General features: G+C 62.8%; 22 protein-coding genes. 1 reads left to right on the forward strand and 21 read right to left on the reverse strand.

The window, feature by feature from the left end; all coding sequences use genetic code 11:
* Positions 1-5 precede the first annotated feature (5 nt).
* From ACP7BV_RS20210 to ACP7BV_RS20230, 5 genes are all read right to left on the reverse strand, one after another.
* Positions 6-1814 carry a hypothetical protein gene (locus ACP7BV_RS20210; RefSeq protein ID WP_426106343.1) on the reverse strand — a complete coding sequence of 603 codons (1809 nt, stop codon included), beginning with the start codon at positions 1812-1814 and terminating at the stop codon, positions 6-8.
* Positions 1815-1823: 9 nt separating this feature from the next.
* On the reverse strand, positions 1824-2792 hold the full coding sequence (locus ACP7BV_RS20215) for a hypothetical protein (protein ID WP_426106344.1): 969 nt from the start codon (positions 2790-2792) through the stop codon (positions 1824-1826).
* A 7-nt stretch (positions 2793-2799) separates the two neighbouring features.
* A complete protein-coding gene (locus ACP7BV_RS20220) occupies positions 2800-3255 on the reverse strand; it encodes a GNAT family N-acetyltransferase (protein ID WP_426106346.1) in 456 nt (151 codons plus the stop codon).
* Positions 3252-3821, reverse strand: coding sequence for an aspartyl/asparaginyl beta-hydroxylase domain-containing protein (locus tag ACP7BV_RS20225; protein ID WP_426106347.1), 570 nt, complete (start codon positions 3819-3821; stop codon positions 3252-3254). Before ACP7BV_RS20225 ends, ACP7BV_RS20220 begins: the two co-directional genes overlap by 4 nt.
* A gap of 144 nt (positions 3822-3965) precedes the next feature.
* Positions 3966-4298 carry a hypothetical protein gene (locus tag ACP7BV_RS20230; protein ID WP_426106348.1) on the reverse strand — a complete coding sequence of 111 codons (333 nt, stop codon included), beginning with the start codon at positions 4296-4298 and terminating at the stop codon, positions 3966-3968.
* Positions 4299-4422: 124 nt separating this feature from the next.
* On the opposite strand from ACP7BV_RS20230, the gene ACP7BV_RS20235 reads away from it, so the two are divergent.
* A complete protein-coding gene (locus ACP7BV_RS20235) occupies positions 4423-4569 on the forward strand; it encodes a hypothetical protein (protein WP_426106349.1) in 147 nt (48 codons plus the stop codon).
* Here the strand turns inward: ACP7BV_RS20235 and ACP7BV_RS20240 are convergent.
* From ACP7BV_RS20240 to ACP7BV_RS20315, 16 genes are all read right to left on the reverse strand, one after another.
* Positions 4556-5239, reverse strand: a complete 684-nt coding sequence (locus tag ACP7BV_RS20240; RefSeq protein ID WP_426106351.1) for a hypothetical protein — start codon at positions 5237-5239, stop codon at positions 4556-4558. The two genes, ACP7BV_RS20235 and ACP7BV_RS20240, sit on opposite strands and share 14 nt — an antisense overlap.
* Positions 5239-5544: a hypothetical protein gene (locus ACP7BV_RS20245; protein ID WP_426106352.1), complete on the reverse strand. Its 306-nt coding sequence runs from the start codon at positions 5542-5544 to the stop codon at positions 5239-5241. The genes ACP7BV_RS20240 and ACP7BV_RS20245 overlap by 1 nt, the downstream gene beginning before the upstream one ends.
* On the reverse strand, positions 5544-7172 hold the full coding sequence (locus ACP7BV_RS20250) for a hypothetical protein (RefSeq protein WP_426106354.1): 1629 nt from the start codon (positions 7170-7172) through the stop codon (positions 5544-5546). Before ACP7BV_RS20250 ends, ACP7BV_RS20245 begins: the two co-directional genes overlap by 1 nt.
* Positions 7165-8760 (reverse strand): hypothetical protein, encoded by a 1596-nt coding sequence (locus tag ACP7BV_RS20255; RefSeq protein ID WP_426106356.1) that lies wholly within the window; start codon positions 8758-8760, stop codon positions 7165-7167. Before ACP7BV_RS20255 ends, ACP7BV_RS20250 begins: the two co-directional genes overlap by 8 nt.
* 47 nt (positions 8761-8807) lie before the next feature.
* Positions 8808-9296, reverse strand: a complete 489-nt coding sequence (locus tag ACP7BV_RS20260; protein WP_426106357.1) for a lysis system i-spanin subunit Rz — start codon at positions 9294-9296, stop codon at positions 8808-8810.
* Positions 9293-9826: a glycoside hydrolase family 19 protein gene (locus ACP7BV_RS20265; protein ID WP_426106359.1), complete on the reverse strand. Its 534-nt coding sequence runs from the start codon at positions 9824-9826 to the stop codon at positions 9293-9295. Before ACP7BV_RS20265 ends, ACP7BV_RS20260 begins: the two co-directional genes overlap by 4 nt.
* Positions 9823-9960 (reverse strand): hypothetical protein, encoded by a 138-nt coding sequence (locus tag ACP7BV_RS20270; RefSeq protein ID WP_426106360.1) that lies wholly within the window; start codon positions 9958-9960, stop codon positions 9823-9825. Before ACP7BV_RS20270 ends, ACP7BV_RS20265 begins: the two co-directional genes overlap by 4 nt.
* Complete coding sequence (locus ACP7BV_RS20275) at positions 9957-10304, reverse strand: holin (protein WP_426106361.1); 348 nt, start codon at positions 10302-10304, stop codon at positions 9957-9959. The genes ACP7BV_RS20270 and ACP7BV_RS20275 overlap by 4 nt, the downstream gene beginning before the upstream one ends.
* Before the next feature lie 65 nt (positions 10305-10369).
* A complete protein-coding gene (locus tag ACP7BV_RS20280; protein ID WP_426106362.1) occupies positions 10370-10768 on the reverse strand; it encodes a hypothetical protein in 399 nt (132 codons plus the stop codon).
* Positions 10769-10795: 27 nt separating this feature from the next.
* Complete coding sequence (locus ACP7BV_RS20285) at positions 10796-13540, reverse strand: hypothetical protein (RefSeq protein WP_426106363.1); 2745 nt, start codon at positions 13538-13540, stop codon at positions 10796-10798.
* A 9-nt stretch (positions 13541-13549) separates the two neighbouring features.
* The gene (locus ACP7BV_RS20290; protein WP_426106365.1) at positions 13550-13990 is read right to left on the reverse strand and encodes a hypothetical protein; all 441 of its coding nucleotides are present in this window, start codon (positions 13988-13990) and stop codon (positions 13550-13552) included.
* A gap of 9 nt (positions 13991-13999) precedes the next feature.
* Positions 14000-14431 (reverse strand): hypothetical protein, encoded by a 432-nt coding sequence (locus ACP7BV_RS20295; RefSeq protein ID WP_426106366.1) that lies wholly within the window; start codon positions 14429-14431, stop codon positions 14000-14002.
* The gene (locus tag ACP7BV_RS20300; RefSeq protein ID WP_426106367.1) at positions 14432-14815 is read right to left on the reverse strand and encodes a hypothetical protein; all 384 of its coding nucleotides are present in this window, start codon (positions 14813-14815) and stop codon (positions 14432-14434) included. It abuts the gene before it with no gap.
* A 7-nt stretch (positions 14816-14822) separates the two neighbouring features.
* Positions 14823-15461: a hypothetical protein gene (locus ACP7BV_RS20305; RefSeq protein WP_426106368.1), complete on the reverse strand. Its 639-nt coding sequence runs from the start codon at positions 15459-15461 to the stop codon at positions 14823-14825.
* A 3-nt stretch (positions 15462-15464) separates the two neighbouring features.
* On the reverse strand, positions 15465-16259 hold the full coding sequence (locus ACP7BV_RS20310; protein WP_426106369.1) for a DUF6682 family protein: 795 nt from the start codon (positions 16257-16259) through the stop codon (positions 15465-15467).
* 51 nt (positions 16260-16310) lie between these two features.
* Positions 16311-16667 (reverse strand): hypothetical protein, encoded by a 357-nt coding sequence (locus tag ACP7BV_RS20315; RefSeq protein ID WP_426106370.1) that lies wholly within the window; start codon positions 16665-16667, stop codon positions 16311-16313.
* Positions 16668-16687: the final 20 nt, after the last annotated feature.

Raw genomic sequence — 16687 nt, forward strand, 5'->3', positions numbered from 1 at the left:
GTAAATTAATTGGCAATCAGGTGGGCGCCCGATCCGTAGTTGTCTTGCAGCTGCTGCATGCGGGTGTTGAATGCGGTGCCGAGCGCCATCAGGGTCTGCGTGTTGCGCACGTCGTTCTTGTCCAGCTTGGCAAGGGACTTGTTCAGCTCCCTGATCGTGACGTCGTTGCGCACGTCGACGCCGTTAGGGGTTTGAATATGGCCTTCCTGCCCCGGGGTCGTTGATGCCTGCGGCGCTGCTGGTGCAGCGGCCGGCGCCGAGGCTGCACGCGCGGCCGCCTTCACCGGCCCCGACACGACGCCGGCCGGGGCCGACGTCGGGCCGAGCCTCGCCAGTTCGCGTTTCAGCGAGGCGATGTCTTCCGGGCGCGTCGCCTTTTTCAGCTCTTCGAGCAGTACGTCGCGGCGACCCGCTTCCCGGGCGGGGGCGCCCGCGCGGCTGTTGGCGTTGATCTGCTCCCATTCGGTGCCTCCCGCTGGCGGCGCAGGCGCCACCTTGATCAGCTGTTGCAGCGCTTCGTTGCGCAACTGGCGCAGCTTGGCTGCGTCGCCGCCCGCCTGCACCTTCAGGTTGGCATCAGCCGCCAGCGCATATGCGCTGGCCGTGGCCGCGTCGCCGCCATTCGAGCGCGAGCGGGCAACGGCAACTTGCTTGGCGAACTGCATGCCGTCGCCGTCGAACGACTTGGCGCCGGAAACCTCGTCCTTGCCGGAGTAGTGCTCTTTCAGGAAGGCGTCGTCCTTCTCGCCCCAGATCGCGGCCGGCACAGTCTTGGCGTCCAGCGCTGCCTCCTGCAGGCGGCGCTGTTCCTTCATGTTGTCCGCCTGGTCGCGGCGGTAGCCTTCCTGTGTGTCGGCGTTCTGCTGCTGGATATGGCGCCCGACCTTGGCATCGGCGCGGCTGTCGTCCAGGGCGACGCCCTTCTGCGCCTGCGTGACGATCGTGTCGATCAGCTGGCTCTGCACCATGTTCTGGGCGGTGTTCACGGTGCGCGTGGTGCCGTCGGCCGCCTTGACCGTCACGATCTTGGTGGGGATGTCGACGCCGCCATGCCGGAAGACGCCATCGACCGACGACTGTACATGCCAGTCCTTCATGTCGCCGGTTTCGTTGAAGCGCTTCATGGCCCCTTCGTTATCGCCCTGCGCGAGCAGGCTGACGGCTTCGTTCAGGCCTTCCTTGGCGGCGCTGGCGCGCAGCTTGTACAGGTTGGCGATGCCGGGGCCGTCGATTTTCCCGTGGCGCATGTCGATCTGGGCGCGCTTGATCAGGTAGTCCATCGAGGCGCCCATGCTGGTCATCTGATTTGCCTGCTGCGGCAGGCCTGCCTGCGGCGCAGCGGCAGCGGGCGCGGACTGGGGCATGCCTGCTGCCACCGGCGCGACCGGCGAGGATGCGTCCGGCGCGCCTGCCAGTGCGCCATCGATCGGCGGCGGCGCCTTCGGTGCGGAGATGGCGGGCGCGGCCGGCGCGGCGGTGGCCAGGCTGCGCACGGCCGTTTGCTGGACGGCCGGATCGGCGGGGGCGTTCGCGCCAGGTGCGGGGGACTGCATGCCGATCGCGGGCGCCGGCGGCTCCTTGCGCTCCTTCGGGAAAAAGCCGCCGTCCAGTGCATCCACTTCCGACTGGTACTCGTCTTCCTTGTCCCATCCCTTGCGCGTGCGGCCGCGCGATTCTTCCGCAAACTCCGCCGCCTGTTCGCGGCGGGCGTCATCCTTGACCCTGCGGCCGTCGTCGGTCTGCTTGCGCTTCATGTCATCGACGAACGTATAGCCCTGTTGCAGGCCTCCTACAAATCCAGCAATTGCCGACATATGTTTTCCTTAATATCCTGAAGATGGCATGACGTTCTGGGCGTTCGGTACGCCGCCCGCCGTTGGTGGCTTCTGCAAATAGCTCATGCCCATGCCGCCGATCTGGCCCCATGCGGCAGCGCTGTCGGCGGCGGCCTTGCTGGCGGCGTTGGACACGTTGCTGTAGTTCTGCGAAGCGTGACCGTACTGGGCGCCGGCCTGGCCATACAGCCCACCAACGGCGGTGGCGCCGCTGATCGCGGTGCCGTTGGTTTGCGCCGTGCCGGCAATGGCCGCCTGCCCGGCCGAAATGCCTAATCCGGCGCTGGTGGCCTGCGCGCTCGGCAGGTTGCGCCCCAGACTAGCCGCATCCATGCGCTTGGCGGCGCCCAGCGTCTTGGTCGCCATCCGGGCCGAGTTTTCCGCGCTTGCCTCGCCCAGCGCGCCGGTAATGGCCGATTCGTTCTGCATGACGGTGGCGCGGCCCGAATTCGGGTTCACGCCCATGCGGGCCTGCGCGCGTGCGTTCGCTTCCGTCGCCTGGGTGATGTTCTGCTTGACCGATGCCGACGCGGCGCCGGCGGCGCGTTCCTGCTCTTCCGGCGTGTCGAATTTCTCGGCGTCGGAAACGATCGACTGTTCCAGCGGCCGGAACGTGCCCTTGTTGTACTCGTCGTAGTCCTTGGCCAGCGCCATGTTCTGGTCCATCGAATCGAGCTGCTTGTTCGTGACCTTTTCGGTCAGCGCGTCGGCCTTGGCAAAGCGGATCTTGTTGTCGGCGTCCTGCGTCTTCGCAAAGTCGAGCTGATCCTTGGCGATCCGCTCCTGCGATTCGGCGCTCGCCGCAGCTGAATTCGCAGCTGCCTTGCTCGCCTTCCCGGAGGCCGAGCTCGACGCGATGCCACCCACGATGGCGCCACCGAAAACGGCGGCGGCAACGCTGCAATAGCGGCCGCCGCCCGCGAGCAGCGCGTCCTGTTTCTTCTCAGTTCGAGACATCCTCATTTCAACCCCCTAGCCACTTTGAATAATATGTTTCGACCTTTTCGGCGCCGATGCGCCGGAAGAGCGCGCTTGCGTCGGCCGATACCTTGGAACCCATGAACCAGCGGTCCACGCCACGGCGCCGCAGCTCGGCCTCGACGAAACGGAACATGCGCACGCCGGCCGTGCCCTTGCGCTTGTCCTTGCGCACATAGAAGATGTCCATCGTGCAGGTCAGGCAGGTGCTGTAGTGCAGGCCGGGGCCGATGAAGCCGATGAAGTAGCCCACCAGATCGCCGTCGTCGCGCAGCGTGACGAACAGCAGGGCGTCGGCGCGCTCGTTCTTGATGTAGACGTCGTAGCGGGGAGAGAGCGGGACCTGATCCTGATTCAGGGCCAGCTCCGTGTAATGCGCAGGCAACAGGACCTGAAGTTCTTCCAGCTGCTGCTCGAACGATTCGATGGCGCAGACGATCATCGCGCCGTCCGGATATCGACAACCAGGTGGATGCGGTCGGTGGTGCCGGCGTTGATGACTTCGTGTTCCTGGGCGTTGTCGAACCACCAGATATCGCCGGCCGGCATGTTCACCGTCTCGGTTCCCGCCCGGAAGTGCGAGTCCGGATTGGACTGCAGGACGATGTGGAAGCGGCTGTAGTAGTCGGTGTGCGACTTGGTGTCGACGTGCGGGAAAATGCGGCCGCCAGGCGCGATCTTGTTGATCATGCATCGCCCAAGCCGCTCGCCGGCAACGCGCGACATCAGCCACATGATCAGCGGACGAGCCTCGGACAAAGTCTTGTATGCAGGATAATCGACGTTTTCTTGCTGGTCATACGTACTGAGGTGGTTTTCCAACTCGGCTTGCGTGTCGTGCACGGACTTGACCGGGAAGCGCAGCATGATCGATTCGATCTCGCCGAAAGGCCCTTGCGGGAAGTCACGCAGGTAGGTGTCTTCGCGCCACAGGCGGGGCTTGGTATTGATCGCCAGCAGCAGCGGGGTGATGTCCATATCGGACGCAATGCGTTGGAAATTTCTCATGGGTTCGGGGCTCCGGTTCATCAAGGCGCGCGAACTATATCCCCGGGTTTCCAGAAACTTGGAATTTAGCCAGGGCAAGGTTCAGGCGTAAAAAAACCGCGCATAAAGGCGGCTGGTAGAGGGTGAAACGATGGTTCGCGGGTACTACGCGACCGGCGGACCGTGCTTGCCGGCGCGCGCGCAATGCCCCGAGTCGACTTGCTCGAGCAGGCGGCACAGGACACAACCCCAGCGACGGTTTTGCGCCCGCGCGCGATCAGCCCGGGTGCTGATCAGCTCGTTGTACCGCCCGTTGGTCAGGGCATTGCCGAGCAGGTCATAGCTCTTGATGATTTCCAGCGCCCGATCAAGGTTATTCGTGAGCAGTGCCCAGCCGGCCCGCAGTGGTGCGAGCAGCGCGGCGATCTGACACACCAGCAACAAAGCAAGCAAGATCAGGCGTTTTTGCAGGTTTACGACAGTTTGATGATTGAGCATAATGCAAGATTACTTTCTAAGTGGATACCCATATAATTGCCTTTCCGCTGAGTGAGAAAGGTTCGACATGCGCAAAATTCTATTGGTTTTACTGGTGATTGGCTCCCTGCCTGGATGTGCCCCAATGACCCCCGAGCAATGGGCGGTTGCCGACCGCAACAACGCCGAGCGCCAGAAAGACCGAGACAAGGTGTGCGACTTCCCCGGCACGTGCTTCAAGCCCACGCGCGGACCGTCCGTGGCGCCCACCCCGAGCATTACAGGCGGCTGACGTCAATCACCAGCGCCTGGCCACCTCCGCCGTTCGTGTAGGTGGAGCCGTTGCTGGGGCCGCCGAACAGCAGGTATTTCAAGCTCAGCTTGACCTGCGTGGGCGTGATTTTGAAAGCGTCGATCAGCGTCGCCCCGGTTGTCACGTTATTTGGCGTCCGGCCCCGGCGCCCCTGCCCTAGACCGCAAGCGTAGTCGCCCGACGCCAGCGTCATTGAGGCATCGGCCAACCCCGTCGGCACCGTCAGCAACCCCGCAATGCGCATCGGCGGGTAATTCGAGTCGAAGGTGCATTGCGCTGCGGCATTGAATACCTGAAGGCCACTGCCATGCAGCACCGGTGGCGGCGGACGGTCGAACAGGAACCACGAGAACGACTCGGCCAGTGGTTGCCCCGCCTCCGTCAACCCGCCATGAATCGTGAATTCATGACTGGCGCCCGTCGCCGCAACCCGACTGACGCAGGCCACCGTGTTCTTCGGGGCGATGAACAACATCGGGTAGGTGCCGTCCATGGTCAGCGTGACGGGCGTGAGTCCGTACAGATTGACCGAACTGTTCGCCGATGCCGGCATGTTGATCGTGCCCTTCGCCACGCACGCGAAGTTGAAATAGGTGTCGTCGATCTGGGTGCTCCCGTGCTCCCCGATGACCTGAAATCCTGCTGGCATTATTTGAGTCCGTAAATGATGAAGCCGTCAGGCGAATTGCCGGCCGTGGAACCATCGACGAAGGTCCAGCTGAGCGTGGACCCGTTGATGGTGATCGTGACCGTCTTGTACGTGTTCAGACCGGTACTGACGGACGTCAGGAAAAAAATGCCGAACGGTGTACCGGCCAGCAACCCGGCGTCGACGATCGACCCCGGGCCATTGGCGCCGACTATCGCAATACGGCCCAGCACGCGGCCGATGTAGTCAAGTGCCTCGAACGTCAAGACGCCGCTTGCGTTGAAGCACTGAAAGCCGGCCGGCATTACCAGACCCCCCCGCGCACGCGCAATGTGCCGTTGGCGTCGTAGGCCCGGAAGCCGTTGTTGTCCATTTCCGAGTGCTCCGGGTTATTCGAGCTCTTCATGAGCCCGATCGTCGCGCTCAGGGCGGACAAGCTGGTGATGCTGGCCGTGTCGATCTTGGCCAGTGTGATGGCGGCATTGGCGATCTGGGCGCTTCCGATCGACCCGTTGACAATCTGCGCGTTGGAAATCATCGCGTTGGCGATCGAGGCCGTGTTGATGCGCGCCGAATTGATAAAGCCGGAGTTGATGACGGCCGCGTCAAGATTGGCGATCTTGGCGTCGATGGAGCCGGCCAGAATGCGCGCGGCGTCCATGTAGCCGGTTGTGATCTTGCCGGCGTCGAGGTTGGCAATTTTCGCGTTGTCCACGGCCGCGTTACCGATCTTGACGTTGGTGATGGTGCCGTCAATGATGTGGGCGGTTCCGATGGCGGCGTTGGCAATGACGCCGTCGCCGGCCACGATGGCGCCGGCCGCGATCTTGCCGGCAATGATGGCGTTGGCCGCCAGCTCGTTCGCCGTGACGGCCTGCGCCGCGATCTTGCCAGCGATGACGGATCCGGCCGCCAGCTCGGTCGCAGTGACGTTGCCAGCGGCAATTTTGGCGGTCGTGATGGCGCCGGCCGCGATCTCCACCGTGGTAATGGCGCCGGCGGCTATCTGGGCGGCGGTGATGGTGTCCGCGGCGATCTGGGCGGCCGTGATGGCGCCGGCGACGATTTTGGCCGTTGAAATGGACCCGTCGCTGATCTGGGTGCCGACGATCTGGCCCGTGACCTTCGCCGCGGCGATCGCGGCCACCTGGGCGTCGGTAAGCTGGCCGGTGATCTTGCTCGCCGCCAAGGCGGCAATCTGGGCGTTGGCGAGCTGCCCGGTGATGTCGGCCGCGCCCACGGCCGACGTCCATACGTTCGCCGCGTTGCGGTAGATCTTCTGGTCGGTGGTCAGGTAGACCAGCACGCCGGGCGGATATTTCGCGTGCGGCAGCACGGGCAGCGCCGTTTCGGTGCGAACCGGGAACACGCCAGCGGCACTGTCGAACTGATCATAGCCGAGCTTGTTGAGCAGCAGTTGCATCATGTAGGCCGGATCGGTGCCGGTGGCGCCCATCGTGCCCGCCTGCAGGTTGAACGGGCCGGGAATGTTCGCGCGCGACACGTAGCGAATCCAGTAGTAGCGAACGGCCGCGCCACCCACGTTGTCGACGTAGACGCGCCCGGCGCCACGCCCGATAAGCTGCGCCAGGCTGAAATCATTGGTCTGCGCGCGCCACACTTCCGTGTGTGACAGGTTGCCGTAGGTGGTCGCTTCCCACGAGAGCATGATGTTGGCCAGGGCGCCATCGATCGACAGCCCGGTGGGCATCGGCGGGACGGTTGAATCGGTCCCATCCTTGAACCAGGCGCCGCCCAGGTCGCCGAAATCGGGCAGCGCGATCGATTGCAGGTCGCCCATGCGGGCAATTTTGTTATTGCCCGCCGTGAAGGCGGTCAGGATCTCGCGCATCGGGCGCAGCAGCGAACCGATCTCGTTCGGCACGCGCGACGAAATGGCGGGAATGCTCGGGTATTTATCTGGTTTATCCAATTTTCAGCTCCGCAGGGCGATCGGCGATGGCGAGCATGCGCACCACGCCGGTGCCGGTAAGTTCAAGCTCGATTTCGCGCGGCCGGTAGCCCGCAGGCAGCCGGAACACGTTGTCGTCGAGGACGGGTTGGGTATGTTTCAGCACGCCGTCGGCGTACATATTGAAAGTGACGGGGTAGGTGTCGGCCTCGACGCGCGCGCAGCCCGGGCCCGTGCGGGCCGAGAACTGGAACTTCTTCGAGCGCCAGGTGTACGTTTTGTCCACGCCGGCATTGAACTTGGCGATGTTGCCGCCGATCGCCAGGTAGAGCGCGTCGCTGACCGTATCCGCGTAGCCGGCCGTGACGGCCTCGTCGAACATGGTCAGGCTGGCATCCTCGATCGAATTGAGGATGAAGCCGCCGCCGGCGTACAGGGCAATGTACTTACCGTCGTGGAAATAGCCGTCGATGGTCGCCGGGTTGAGCGCCTGCCATTCTTCGCGGGTATATAGAGCGTCGGTGACATTGCGCGAGCCGCCGGCGCCCACGTACATCAGCCCGTCCGGAGAGGCATACATGACGCCGCCGCCGATCGACACGATCGAGCGCTTGGAAACGCACGACTGGTCGAGCTCGATGCGCTCCATGCTCATGCTGTCCGGATGCACCCCGGTGACAAGGTAGGGAGATCCCTGCGTGCACACCAGCAGGCTTGATCCGAATACGCCGAGCCCGATGATTGGGTAATCGGTAGTGAGGCGGTACTTTTCCGGCCAGGCGTACGGCAGGAACGGCTCGCAGAAATACAGGTCATAGCCGTCAAAGCCGGCCATGATCCCGTTCGGCAGCGCGGTCAGGCCCTTGAGGGCGGCAGGCGGCATGGCGTACGACAGCGTCGTGACTTCCTCGCCCAACTGGATCGCGGTCTTGATGTCGTTGTAAGTGACGTTGGCGTCGGGGATCTCGGCCACCAGCTGGTAGATGGCAGTGCCGGTGGCGGTCTGCACGCTGCGGTAGATCCGTTTGGCGACGATGTTGTGATTGCCGCCCGGCGCCGTGACCAGCAGGCCCAGTTGCACGGTGCCGGCCTCCGACACGGAGATCTTGGTGGGAGGCGACGCCGAGCCTTCCTCGCCCCACGCGGTCACGTAGGTGTAGATGTAGACGCGGGTTTCCACAGGCGCGACGATACTGCTCGGCACGCACGTGGGCGCCTGGACCGGCGCGGGCACGCCGAGGGTGTAGGAGTTGACGGGGTAGCTGGCGCCGCCCTGTGTGGCCATTTGCAGGTTCGTGACCTTGGGCAGGCCGTTTCCGGTGAAGTAGGTGCGCTCGGACGTGTCGGCCGCGATCATGCCGCGCACGACGTCGACGTCGGTCGACCACGCCATCCAGTATTGATGCTCGGGCAGCGCCATGCCGATCCGGTGGATCGTCTTGATGGTCGCGCCGATCGCGGCCGGGGTGACCACTTGCAGCGTCGCCTTGAGCGGGCGCAGGTCGCCGTGCCAGAGCTTGCAGTTGCGCGCCACCTGGGCGAGGGTATCAGGCAGCAGCGCAGGATTGCGGCGCGGCATCATGCCGCCGAAGTTGGAAATAGAAATCATGGCGCCCAGAATGAGAAAAGCCCGCTGGTGGGCGGGCTCGGATTGGCTTACGGGTTCAGCGTGCGCCTTACGGCGTCGTACTTGTCAATACAGGCGTTGAGGTCCCGCACCGCGTTGTCGCCGTCGGCGGCGATGTCGATAAGGTCGATAGCAGCCTGCGGCACAAGTTCGGCTCGCGTTTCGACATACCGAGTTCCGGGATCTTGACCGGCGGGGGCTGCACGAATCGCACGGGTGGCGATTGACAGGCTGACAGTGCCGCGCTGCACATCAGCGCGCAAAGCGTCGATGGTAGTTTTCGCATCTTCCTTTTCCTTTATTCGTTCTGCATCAATGGTTGAATGGGTGCCGGCCAGGAGCATTTCGGCCGTCTTCGCACGCCCAGTGGCCTCGCGCAGCGCCGCCTTGGCCAGCCCGTCGGCCAGGTCCATGCGGGCGGTGCTGACGCGCTGCTCGTGCCATTCGCCGCCGAAGAACGACACCGCGGCCACCAGTACCAGGGCAAGCCACAGGCGCGGGTCGAGCAGCCCGATCACGGCAGCACCCGCATGGCGACCTCGAACACGGCCAGGCGCTCGGCCAGCCCGTTATAGCCGCCGTTGACCCGCTTTGTTACCGCGCGCTGATCGCCGGCGTCGGCCAGCTGGTTCAGGCCTTTCGTCTTCCAGAACCAGCCGGCGGACCGGCAAGCGCCGACGGGCGTTTCCAGCCAGGCGGCGATCTGGTTGAGAGGCAGGCCGAAATATTTGGCGCAGGCGGCGTGGTTGCCCAGCCCCGTCACCTGAATCAGGCCGTGGCCCTTCCAGCGCTGGCCGTCGCCGTCGGCTTCGGGTGTATTGCCGAGCCGGACCGCCAGCGAGCCCGTGTCGTAGGCCTCGCCGGACGCTAGCTCGCGCACATACTGCAGCTGTCCAGATTCCTTGGCCACCTGCGACAGGAACGACGCGACGCGCGACTTCGTGTTGATCTCGAATTCCGTCATCGCGGCATTGAGGTGGTCGATGAACAGTCCGGCCCGCGAACGGGCGTAGGGCATGATCTTGACCAGTTGTGCGAGGGTCATCATAGGAAGTTCACCAGGGCGAGCAAACCGATAAGAGAGAGGGCCACGGTGCCGGCCGTCCGAGTCTGGATCCTGCGATCAAGCACGCCCCACACGCAGACGGCCAGCACGGCCGCAGAAACTATCTTGACGATCATTGGCCACCTCCCAGATAACGACGTTTCAACGCGCCGATGATGTCGGCGTTGTTGATCTCGGTGAAAAGCTCGCGGCAGGTGGCCAGCGCGAACAGACCGATGAGAAATTCGATACCCGTTTGGACGCGGGGACCGGTCATGTGGAAGAAATCGACGACGGCCGGCCCGATGAACACGGCGCAGGCGAAGCCGACCATGAACGAGATCAGCTTCTGCGACATGGTTAGGTTGTCGCCCAGAAACTTGAGCGAGACTGCCGCGCCGGCCGCCCCGGGCAAACAGGCAATCGCGGCTTTGCCGACGGCGGTGAAGACCGCGGCGAGGGTTAGTACTGGTTCGGCCATATGGCTCCCTAAAAAAACAAACCCGCCGAAGCGGGAGATTGACAATCGGGGTGATGCGTCACCGGTCAGGGCGGCGGCGTCAATTGCGCAGCAGCGGCGGCTTCCGCAGCTGCGATTGCGGTAGTAGCGGCGATAGCGTCAGCTTCCGCTTGCGCGTTGGCGAGGTCGCGCTTGGCCGCTTCGGCCATCACATAGCTGTAGACCAGCGCATACACCTGGCCCCCGTATGCCTTCTGCCCGGTCGGCACGTTGGTGGCGGGGTCGATGATGTCGAACTGGGTAGCCGGGTCGAATGGGAAATTCAGGTTGCCGATATCGCGAACGACCTCTCCGTTTTCGAGCGCGATCACTTCCTGCTCGACGCACAGCACGGTTGGCGCGATGTTGCGCGGATTGTCGATGACGATGCGAGAAAAGCGATTCCACTGCTCGCCGGCAATGATGGTCTGTTTGTAGTCAGGCATGGTGAGTCCTCGGTTAGCGGTGATCGGTTAGGCGACCTTGACGCGGATGTTCGCGCGGCCGTCCGGAAGAATGTTTTGCACGATGCCGACGGCCGCCAGATACTGGCCGAGGCTCAATGCCGCGTTTGCGACGGCGATACCGCCAATGCCGGCGCCGCACTGCACCGGAACGATGAATTGCCCGGGTTTGGCGCCCAGCACGTTGACTGGAACCTGACCAGCATAGGCAATGCGGTCTACCTTGGCGCGCGCGGCTTCCAGTTCGTCACCTTTGAGGCCGATGCCCCAGGTATCGCCACCGACGTACGAAGGATTCGTGGTCTTGACCATGAACGACACCGCGTCGAGCCAGCGGTCGGTGACTTTGCCGTCAGCATCGATACCGACTACGGCGCCCTTTGCGATATCGCCAACGCCATCGGCCTTGACCATGTACTCGGCATAGTCGGCGCCGCTGGCGTTGATGGTGCCAGCAGCATTGAACGAACGACCTGTGCTATTCATTTTGCCAAGGACCATACCGGAAGATGCACCGTTCCAGCTGAACGAATCGCATGCGTAGAACGCGGCCATGTCCCCACCGACTCCAGCACCGAGAATAAGGATACCGGAGCCAGTTGTCACAGATTTCTTGATGGAGTGACATGTGCCACTCGTTGACCCAACCAGCAGATTTCCGGCGTTGTCCATACGCATGCGCTCGGCACCACCAGTACCCAGGATCACACCACCGTAGCCAGACACAATCGCAGCTGCACCTTGTGCAGCTGTAGACGTAAGGACTTGCCACGTAATGCCATAGTGCGGGATAGTCGTAATGTTTTCGAGAGTGTAGTTACCGCCATACGAAGACAAAAACAGACTCGAAGCCGAGTACACCGAGCCACCTACAGTCATGCTCACATTGGTGCTGATGGGGCCGTTGCCATAAATCATTGGAGTAGCATCATAAGCGCCACCCAACAATGCAGACTTGTTACCCATGGCAATCGTAGAGTTGCCTGTTGTACGGCAAACGAGTGCGGAACCACCACTAGCTCCGCTGCCGTTTCCGTCCGCAATGATGTTAATAGGGATAGCTGTACTCACAGCTTTCAGATCACTGTTAACCTTTACTGAACCATTCACTTGCAGCTTATCCACGCCGTTATCCGCGCCGCTACCAAGAATGACATTACCACCACCGTCATTGAGGTACAGCGAGGCCCACGCAGTAAGATCAGAATTGTGGGCGCCAATGATTGCCTTGTTGGCGTAAGCACCGATAACAACACGGTTTGCAGCGGCACCAGACCCACCGAAATCCCCGGTGACCCAACCAGCAGCAGCTGTAGCCGCCCCGCCGTTGAGATTATCAACAGATAAGCGAGCCCCCGCGTAAACTGCGGTCTTGTTGATCAGCACATTACCAGCAGCAGCAATCTGCATGCGTTCCGTGCTACCTGTGCTAAATCCCAGAGAATCCCCGACTTTACGAGTGATCGACATGCCACCGTTCAATGTAAAGCCAAAATCATTACCAGCATTGATGCTGATATTGCCGTAGGCCACCGCAGAGCCGGCCACTTGTAATTTGTTGACGCCGTTATCGCTCGCGGTTCCCACGAGCAGATTGCCCGTGTTGGTCAGGCGCATACGCTCCGTAAAGGTCACTGCGGCCCCGGCCGTGCCCGCAACAGCATTCAACCAGTACATGCCGCCCAGCGCGCTATCGAAGTGCATGCGGGTTGCGAAATTGCCTGTCACAGCGTAGACAGGGGCAACGCCCAACCAGCCGGCGCCCAGGTACCCCGAGTTGATATCTTGTGCAAGACTGAACACACGGCCCAGTTGGAGATCCGAACCCAACGTGTAACCACTCGTCCCCAAACCAAGATAGCCGGTGTTCGAGAGAGTCATCGCAGTGTTAAAGGTGATCGCGGTGCCGCCGGTGCCGGCCGTGTTGTTCACTGCCCAGTAATGAGCGCCGTCTTGCTGCATATACTGGGATGCTTTGGCCGCACCAGAATATTTGTACGCAGCGCCATCATGATAGGCATTAGCCATCAGGTGCATGCCGTTCGCAATACTGCGGAACCAAAGGCTACCACCCGTGCCTTGCAGGGCTTGAGTACCGGACTGCCAAGGGTCAGGAGTGACACCCACACCGATCGGCTTGTTTGAGACAAAGCATGCTGAATTGAATGTGGCGACAGTCGCCCCAGAGACAGCCACGTTAATCTCAGGTGCACTTGCACCGTAGCCGCCAGTGATGCCGGCGTACTTGGTGCCTGCCGCATAGAAGGCGACTTCAGCTTTCGTATTCGCGCCCGTGCCGGCGTTCTTGAGGCTCAACACTTCGCTCGTTGTGCCTGCGGCTGTTTTTGTGGCGCTGATGGTGTCCTGGGCGCTCACGGTGCCAGCGACTTGCAGCTTGTCGACTCCGTTGTCGGTGGATGTGCCTACCACGACCCGGGCAGGCAGGATCGCGGCGGCCGCTGAGAACGAAGCAATCGACGCACCGCTAGCAGGCGCCCCATTTTGCGCGGCGCTGATCTTGAGATCCAGGGTGCCGTAGCTGGTGAGCTGGCCGAACCCGAAGTTGCGCGCCGACGTGGACGACGACGTTGTATTAAGCAGCAGGACGCCTGTTACCGCGTCCGTAATGGTCACGACGCCGGTTAGCGTAGGCCCTGCCAGTGGTGCTTTCAGGTCGCGCAGGTCCGTGAAGTTGGTGTCGAGCTCCGTATTGGTGAGCGGCGCGCCCTTCCCTGCTCGAGTAGTGATCGTCATGGTGTCCTATCAGTTCTGGGTGACGGTCCAGACGATCTGCATCGTGTCCAGCGCGCCCTTGTTGACCACGGCGAACGTCGCACGGTTGAGCATGGTGCCGCCCGCGCCAGCGTTGAAGATGCCCGCTTCGGTCAGCGCGCCCGTACCGACGCCGGCGGCGAACGTGGCCGAGTAGGTGGCAACGTTGTTGTTCGACGTCTGGGAGGCCAGCGCGGCGCGGCCCAGCTCAGCCCCGAGCGCGGCATTCCCCAGTGCAGGCGCGACGGCCCCCGATCCGACGGCCATGTGGCTCATGGCCGTCGGCGTGCCGACGAAGCGGGCCGCCATCCAGTTCAGGCCCGTCGTCACCAGAAGGTTGTTGATGGACCGCGATTCCTTCACATTGCCGTGTTCATCGAACAAGGTGATTTCGAGCGCGCCGCGCGCCTGTGGCCGGTCTTTGAAAAGCATGTGTTCCCCTTAGAAGGTAATGGAGGTGCCGACGTAATCGGCTTCAAAATAGGTCAGGTCCGCGTAGTCGGTCATGCGTATGGAGGCTGAGGCCGTCGAGGTCGCGCTGTCGGCGAAGGTCCGGTAGAACTGGGCGACGCGGCTCATCACATCGGATCCGGCCGCCGTGTCCTGCAAAGCCTTGCCCACGATCAGCTGCAGTGCCGCGTCTGCGGCCGCACCGGCGTCGGCCAGCGCCTTGCCCACCGCGATCGTGGCCAGGTCGGTCGCATTGACGGCGTCGAAGTATTCGAAATTCATTGGGCGCGCGTTCGTATAGGCGCTGACCGCCATCAGGACGGCGGCGACGCCCACCGTCGGCTGCACGTAGGTGCTGGTGGCCTGCGCATCCATGACCGACACTTCCAGCGCCGGGTGGATGAAGGTGAGCGTCAGCGCCATTTAGTACTGGCTCCGCACCTTGAACTTCAGCGCCTCGAAAATGGTCTGCTTGCCGCCGTCCTCGAAGGTGATTTCAATCTCGCCTTCATACTCGCCCTCGGTGTCGAGCGCGGTGGCAGACCAGTTCATGTAGGCGCGCCCGCCGACACCAAGACCGTTGTAGGGCGCGGTGTAGTCGACAGTGCCGTCGCCGTTGAGCTTCCCGGCCAGCTTGCCGCAGGCCATCGTCGCTTTGACTTCGGTGGATCCCACCTGGCGGAACTTGAGGACCACGACCGTGGCCGCGTTGGACAGGTCGATGGGCAACTTGGTGTTGTCGTCGGTAATGGAAAACACCAGTTGCGGGCGCGTGTCGCCGGCAACCAGTTTGATTTTTTCACTCATGGGATCCTCAAGCGAAGCGGCGTGGGGCCACGCGCGCGTTGCCTTGAACACGATCGTGGAACATTTCAACCTTGGCGGTCGCCACTGCGGCGTTAAATTCGCCCAGATGGTAGGCCGCAAGGGGCGCGTTGCTCCAGGCCTGGCCCGGCACCACCAACAGTTTCCATAGCGCGCCCGAGACGATCGCCTGAAAATTGCGGTCGGCGAACGAGTCGGGGAACGTCGAGGCGGTGCGCTTTGGCGCCAGGGCGGCGCGCACGGTCAGGGCGGCCGCCGTCGGATTGTTCGGTGTCGGGTAGACCCGCATTTCCTCCCAGTTGAGCTGGTTGAAGAAGCGCGGGGTGCCGCGCGCGGTCTGCCAATCGGGAATATTGGCCGCGATCTCGGTCATGTTCTTACCGATGAGCTCGCCCTTGGCCGCCCAGACGTTCTTGATCATCACCGCGCGGGTGTCCTTGGGCAAGTCCAGCTCATAAGAGTGGGTCCCGTTGCTCATGTAGAGCAGGTCCAGCGTCTCAGTCCACCCGTGCGACGCTTCGCAGAACTTGATGGCGGCTTCGACGATGGCGCTGCGGGCGGAAAAGTCCGGGCACCCGATCACGGATGGCAGGACATGGGGTAGGAAAACGTCAATGGATGTCGTCATGGCTTATCGGGTCGCTGCGGGGATCTGGGACTGGGCCGCGAAAGGCAGTGCGGTCAGGTTCGGGTTGTTGCCCGTAATGGCCTGCGCCTGGGCGTTGATTGAACTGAGAAACATCGAGGTGTAGGCAATCACGTTCGGCTGGGATACCGCGAAATCGGCATCCTTCATGTAGGCGCGCGCCAGGACGTAATTCACCAGGTCGTCGATGAATTTGTCGTCGACCGACAGGACGGCCACGCTGGCGCCGTTCCACTTGTACAGCTCGGCGCCGGGGATGCCGGTGTTGGGAATGTCGAGCGGATCGGCGATATAGGAGATCTCGACCCACGTGGGCGTCGCGCCGACTGCAGGCGTGACGTAAAACACTTTCGGGGCGCGCGGGTCGTAGACGAACTGGTCGACCTTGCCGGATCCGGCGCGGGTGTGCCAGTCGGGATCCTGGGCGTCCAGCATCTCGCGCTGCACGGTGCGCACCGCGCGGCCAGCCGTGAGGCCATCGGCGCCCATGTTGCGCACCACGTCGTTCAGGAAGTTGCCGCGCACGGCGGCCGCTGCCGATCCGTCGCCCGGCTTGACGTCACCGGCCGCGATCTGCTCGATCGACTGCTTGGTGCCGGGTTTCAGCTTGACGGCGTCAACCCGGGCGCACGACGACGCCAGGTACTTGGCGATCGCGCGCTGGCCATCGTTGAACCACATGACCAGCTCGCGCTCGGCCCACCGTACGTACTGGGGCGCCATGTCCTGAAGCTGCGTGGAGACGCGAAACATCGCGTCCTTGACAAGAATTGAAGGCATTGCGCGCTCCGGTAAGTGGGTGGACCAGCTGCGGGCCGGCGGGGGCGTTTATTACGCGGCGCCGTGGTTCTGGTGGTTGAAGCGGCGCAGCGAGCGCTCGCGCGTCTCGCCGTTTGGCAGCGACTCGAAAATCTTCTGCACGCTGTTGTCCAGCACGTGCAGGATTTCGACCGGTACGGCGCACACCTGGCCGCGCGGGATCTGGTAGGCCACGCCGTTGACGCTGACGAACACGGCTTCGCGGCCCATTTCGCCTTCCTGCTCGTGGATGATGATGTTCACCTTGTCGCCGCTCAGGGCGTCGTCGTGGGAATTGCCCTTGACGACGTGCGCGACGACGGAGGCTGCCTGATCGACGTCCGGCGCGTCATCCAGGGTGGAAATCTGGCTGTTGTCTTTTTTGCTCATGGTGCGGGTACTCCTGAAAT

It is taken from the genome of Massilia sp. TSP1-1-2 (genome assembly GCF_049896185.1).
Lineage (GTDB): Bacteria > Pseudomonadota > Gammaproteobacteria > Burkholderiales > Burkholderiaceae_D > Telluria_A.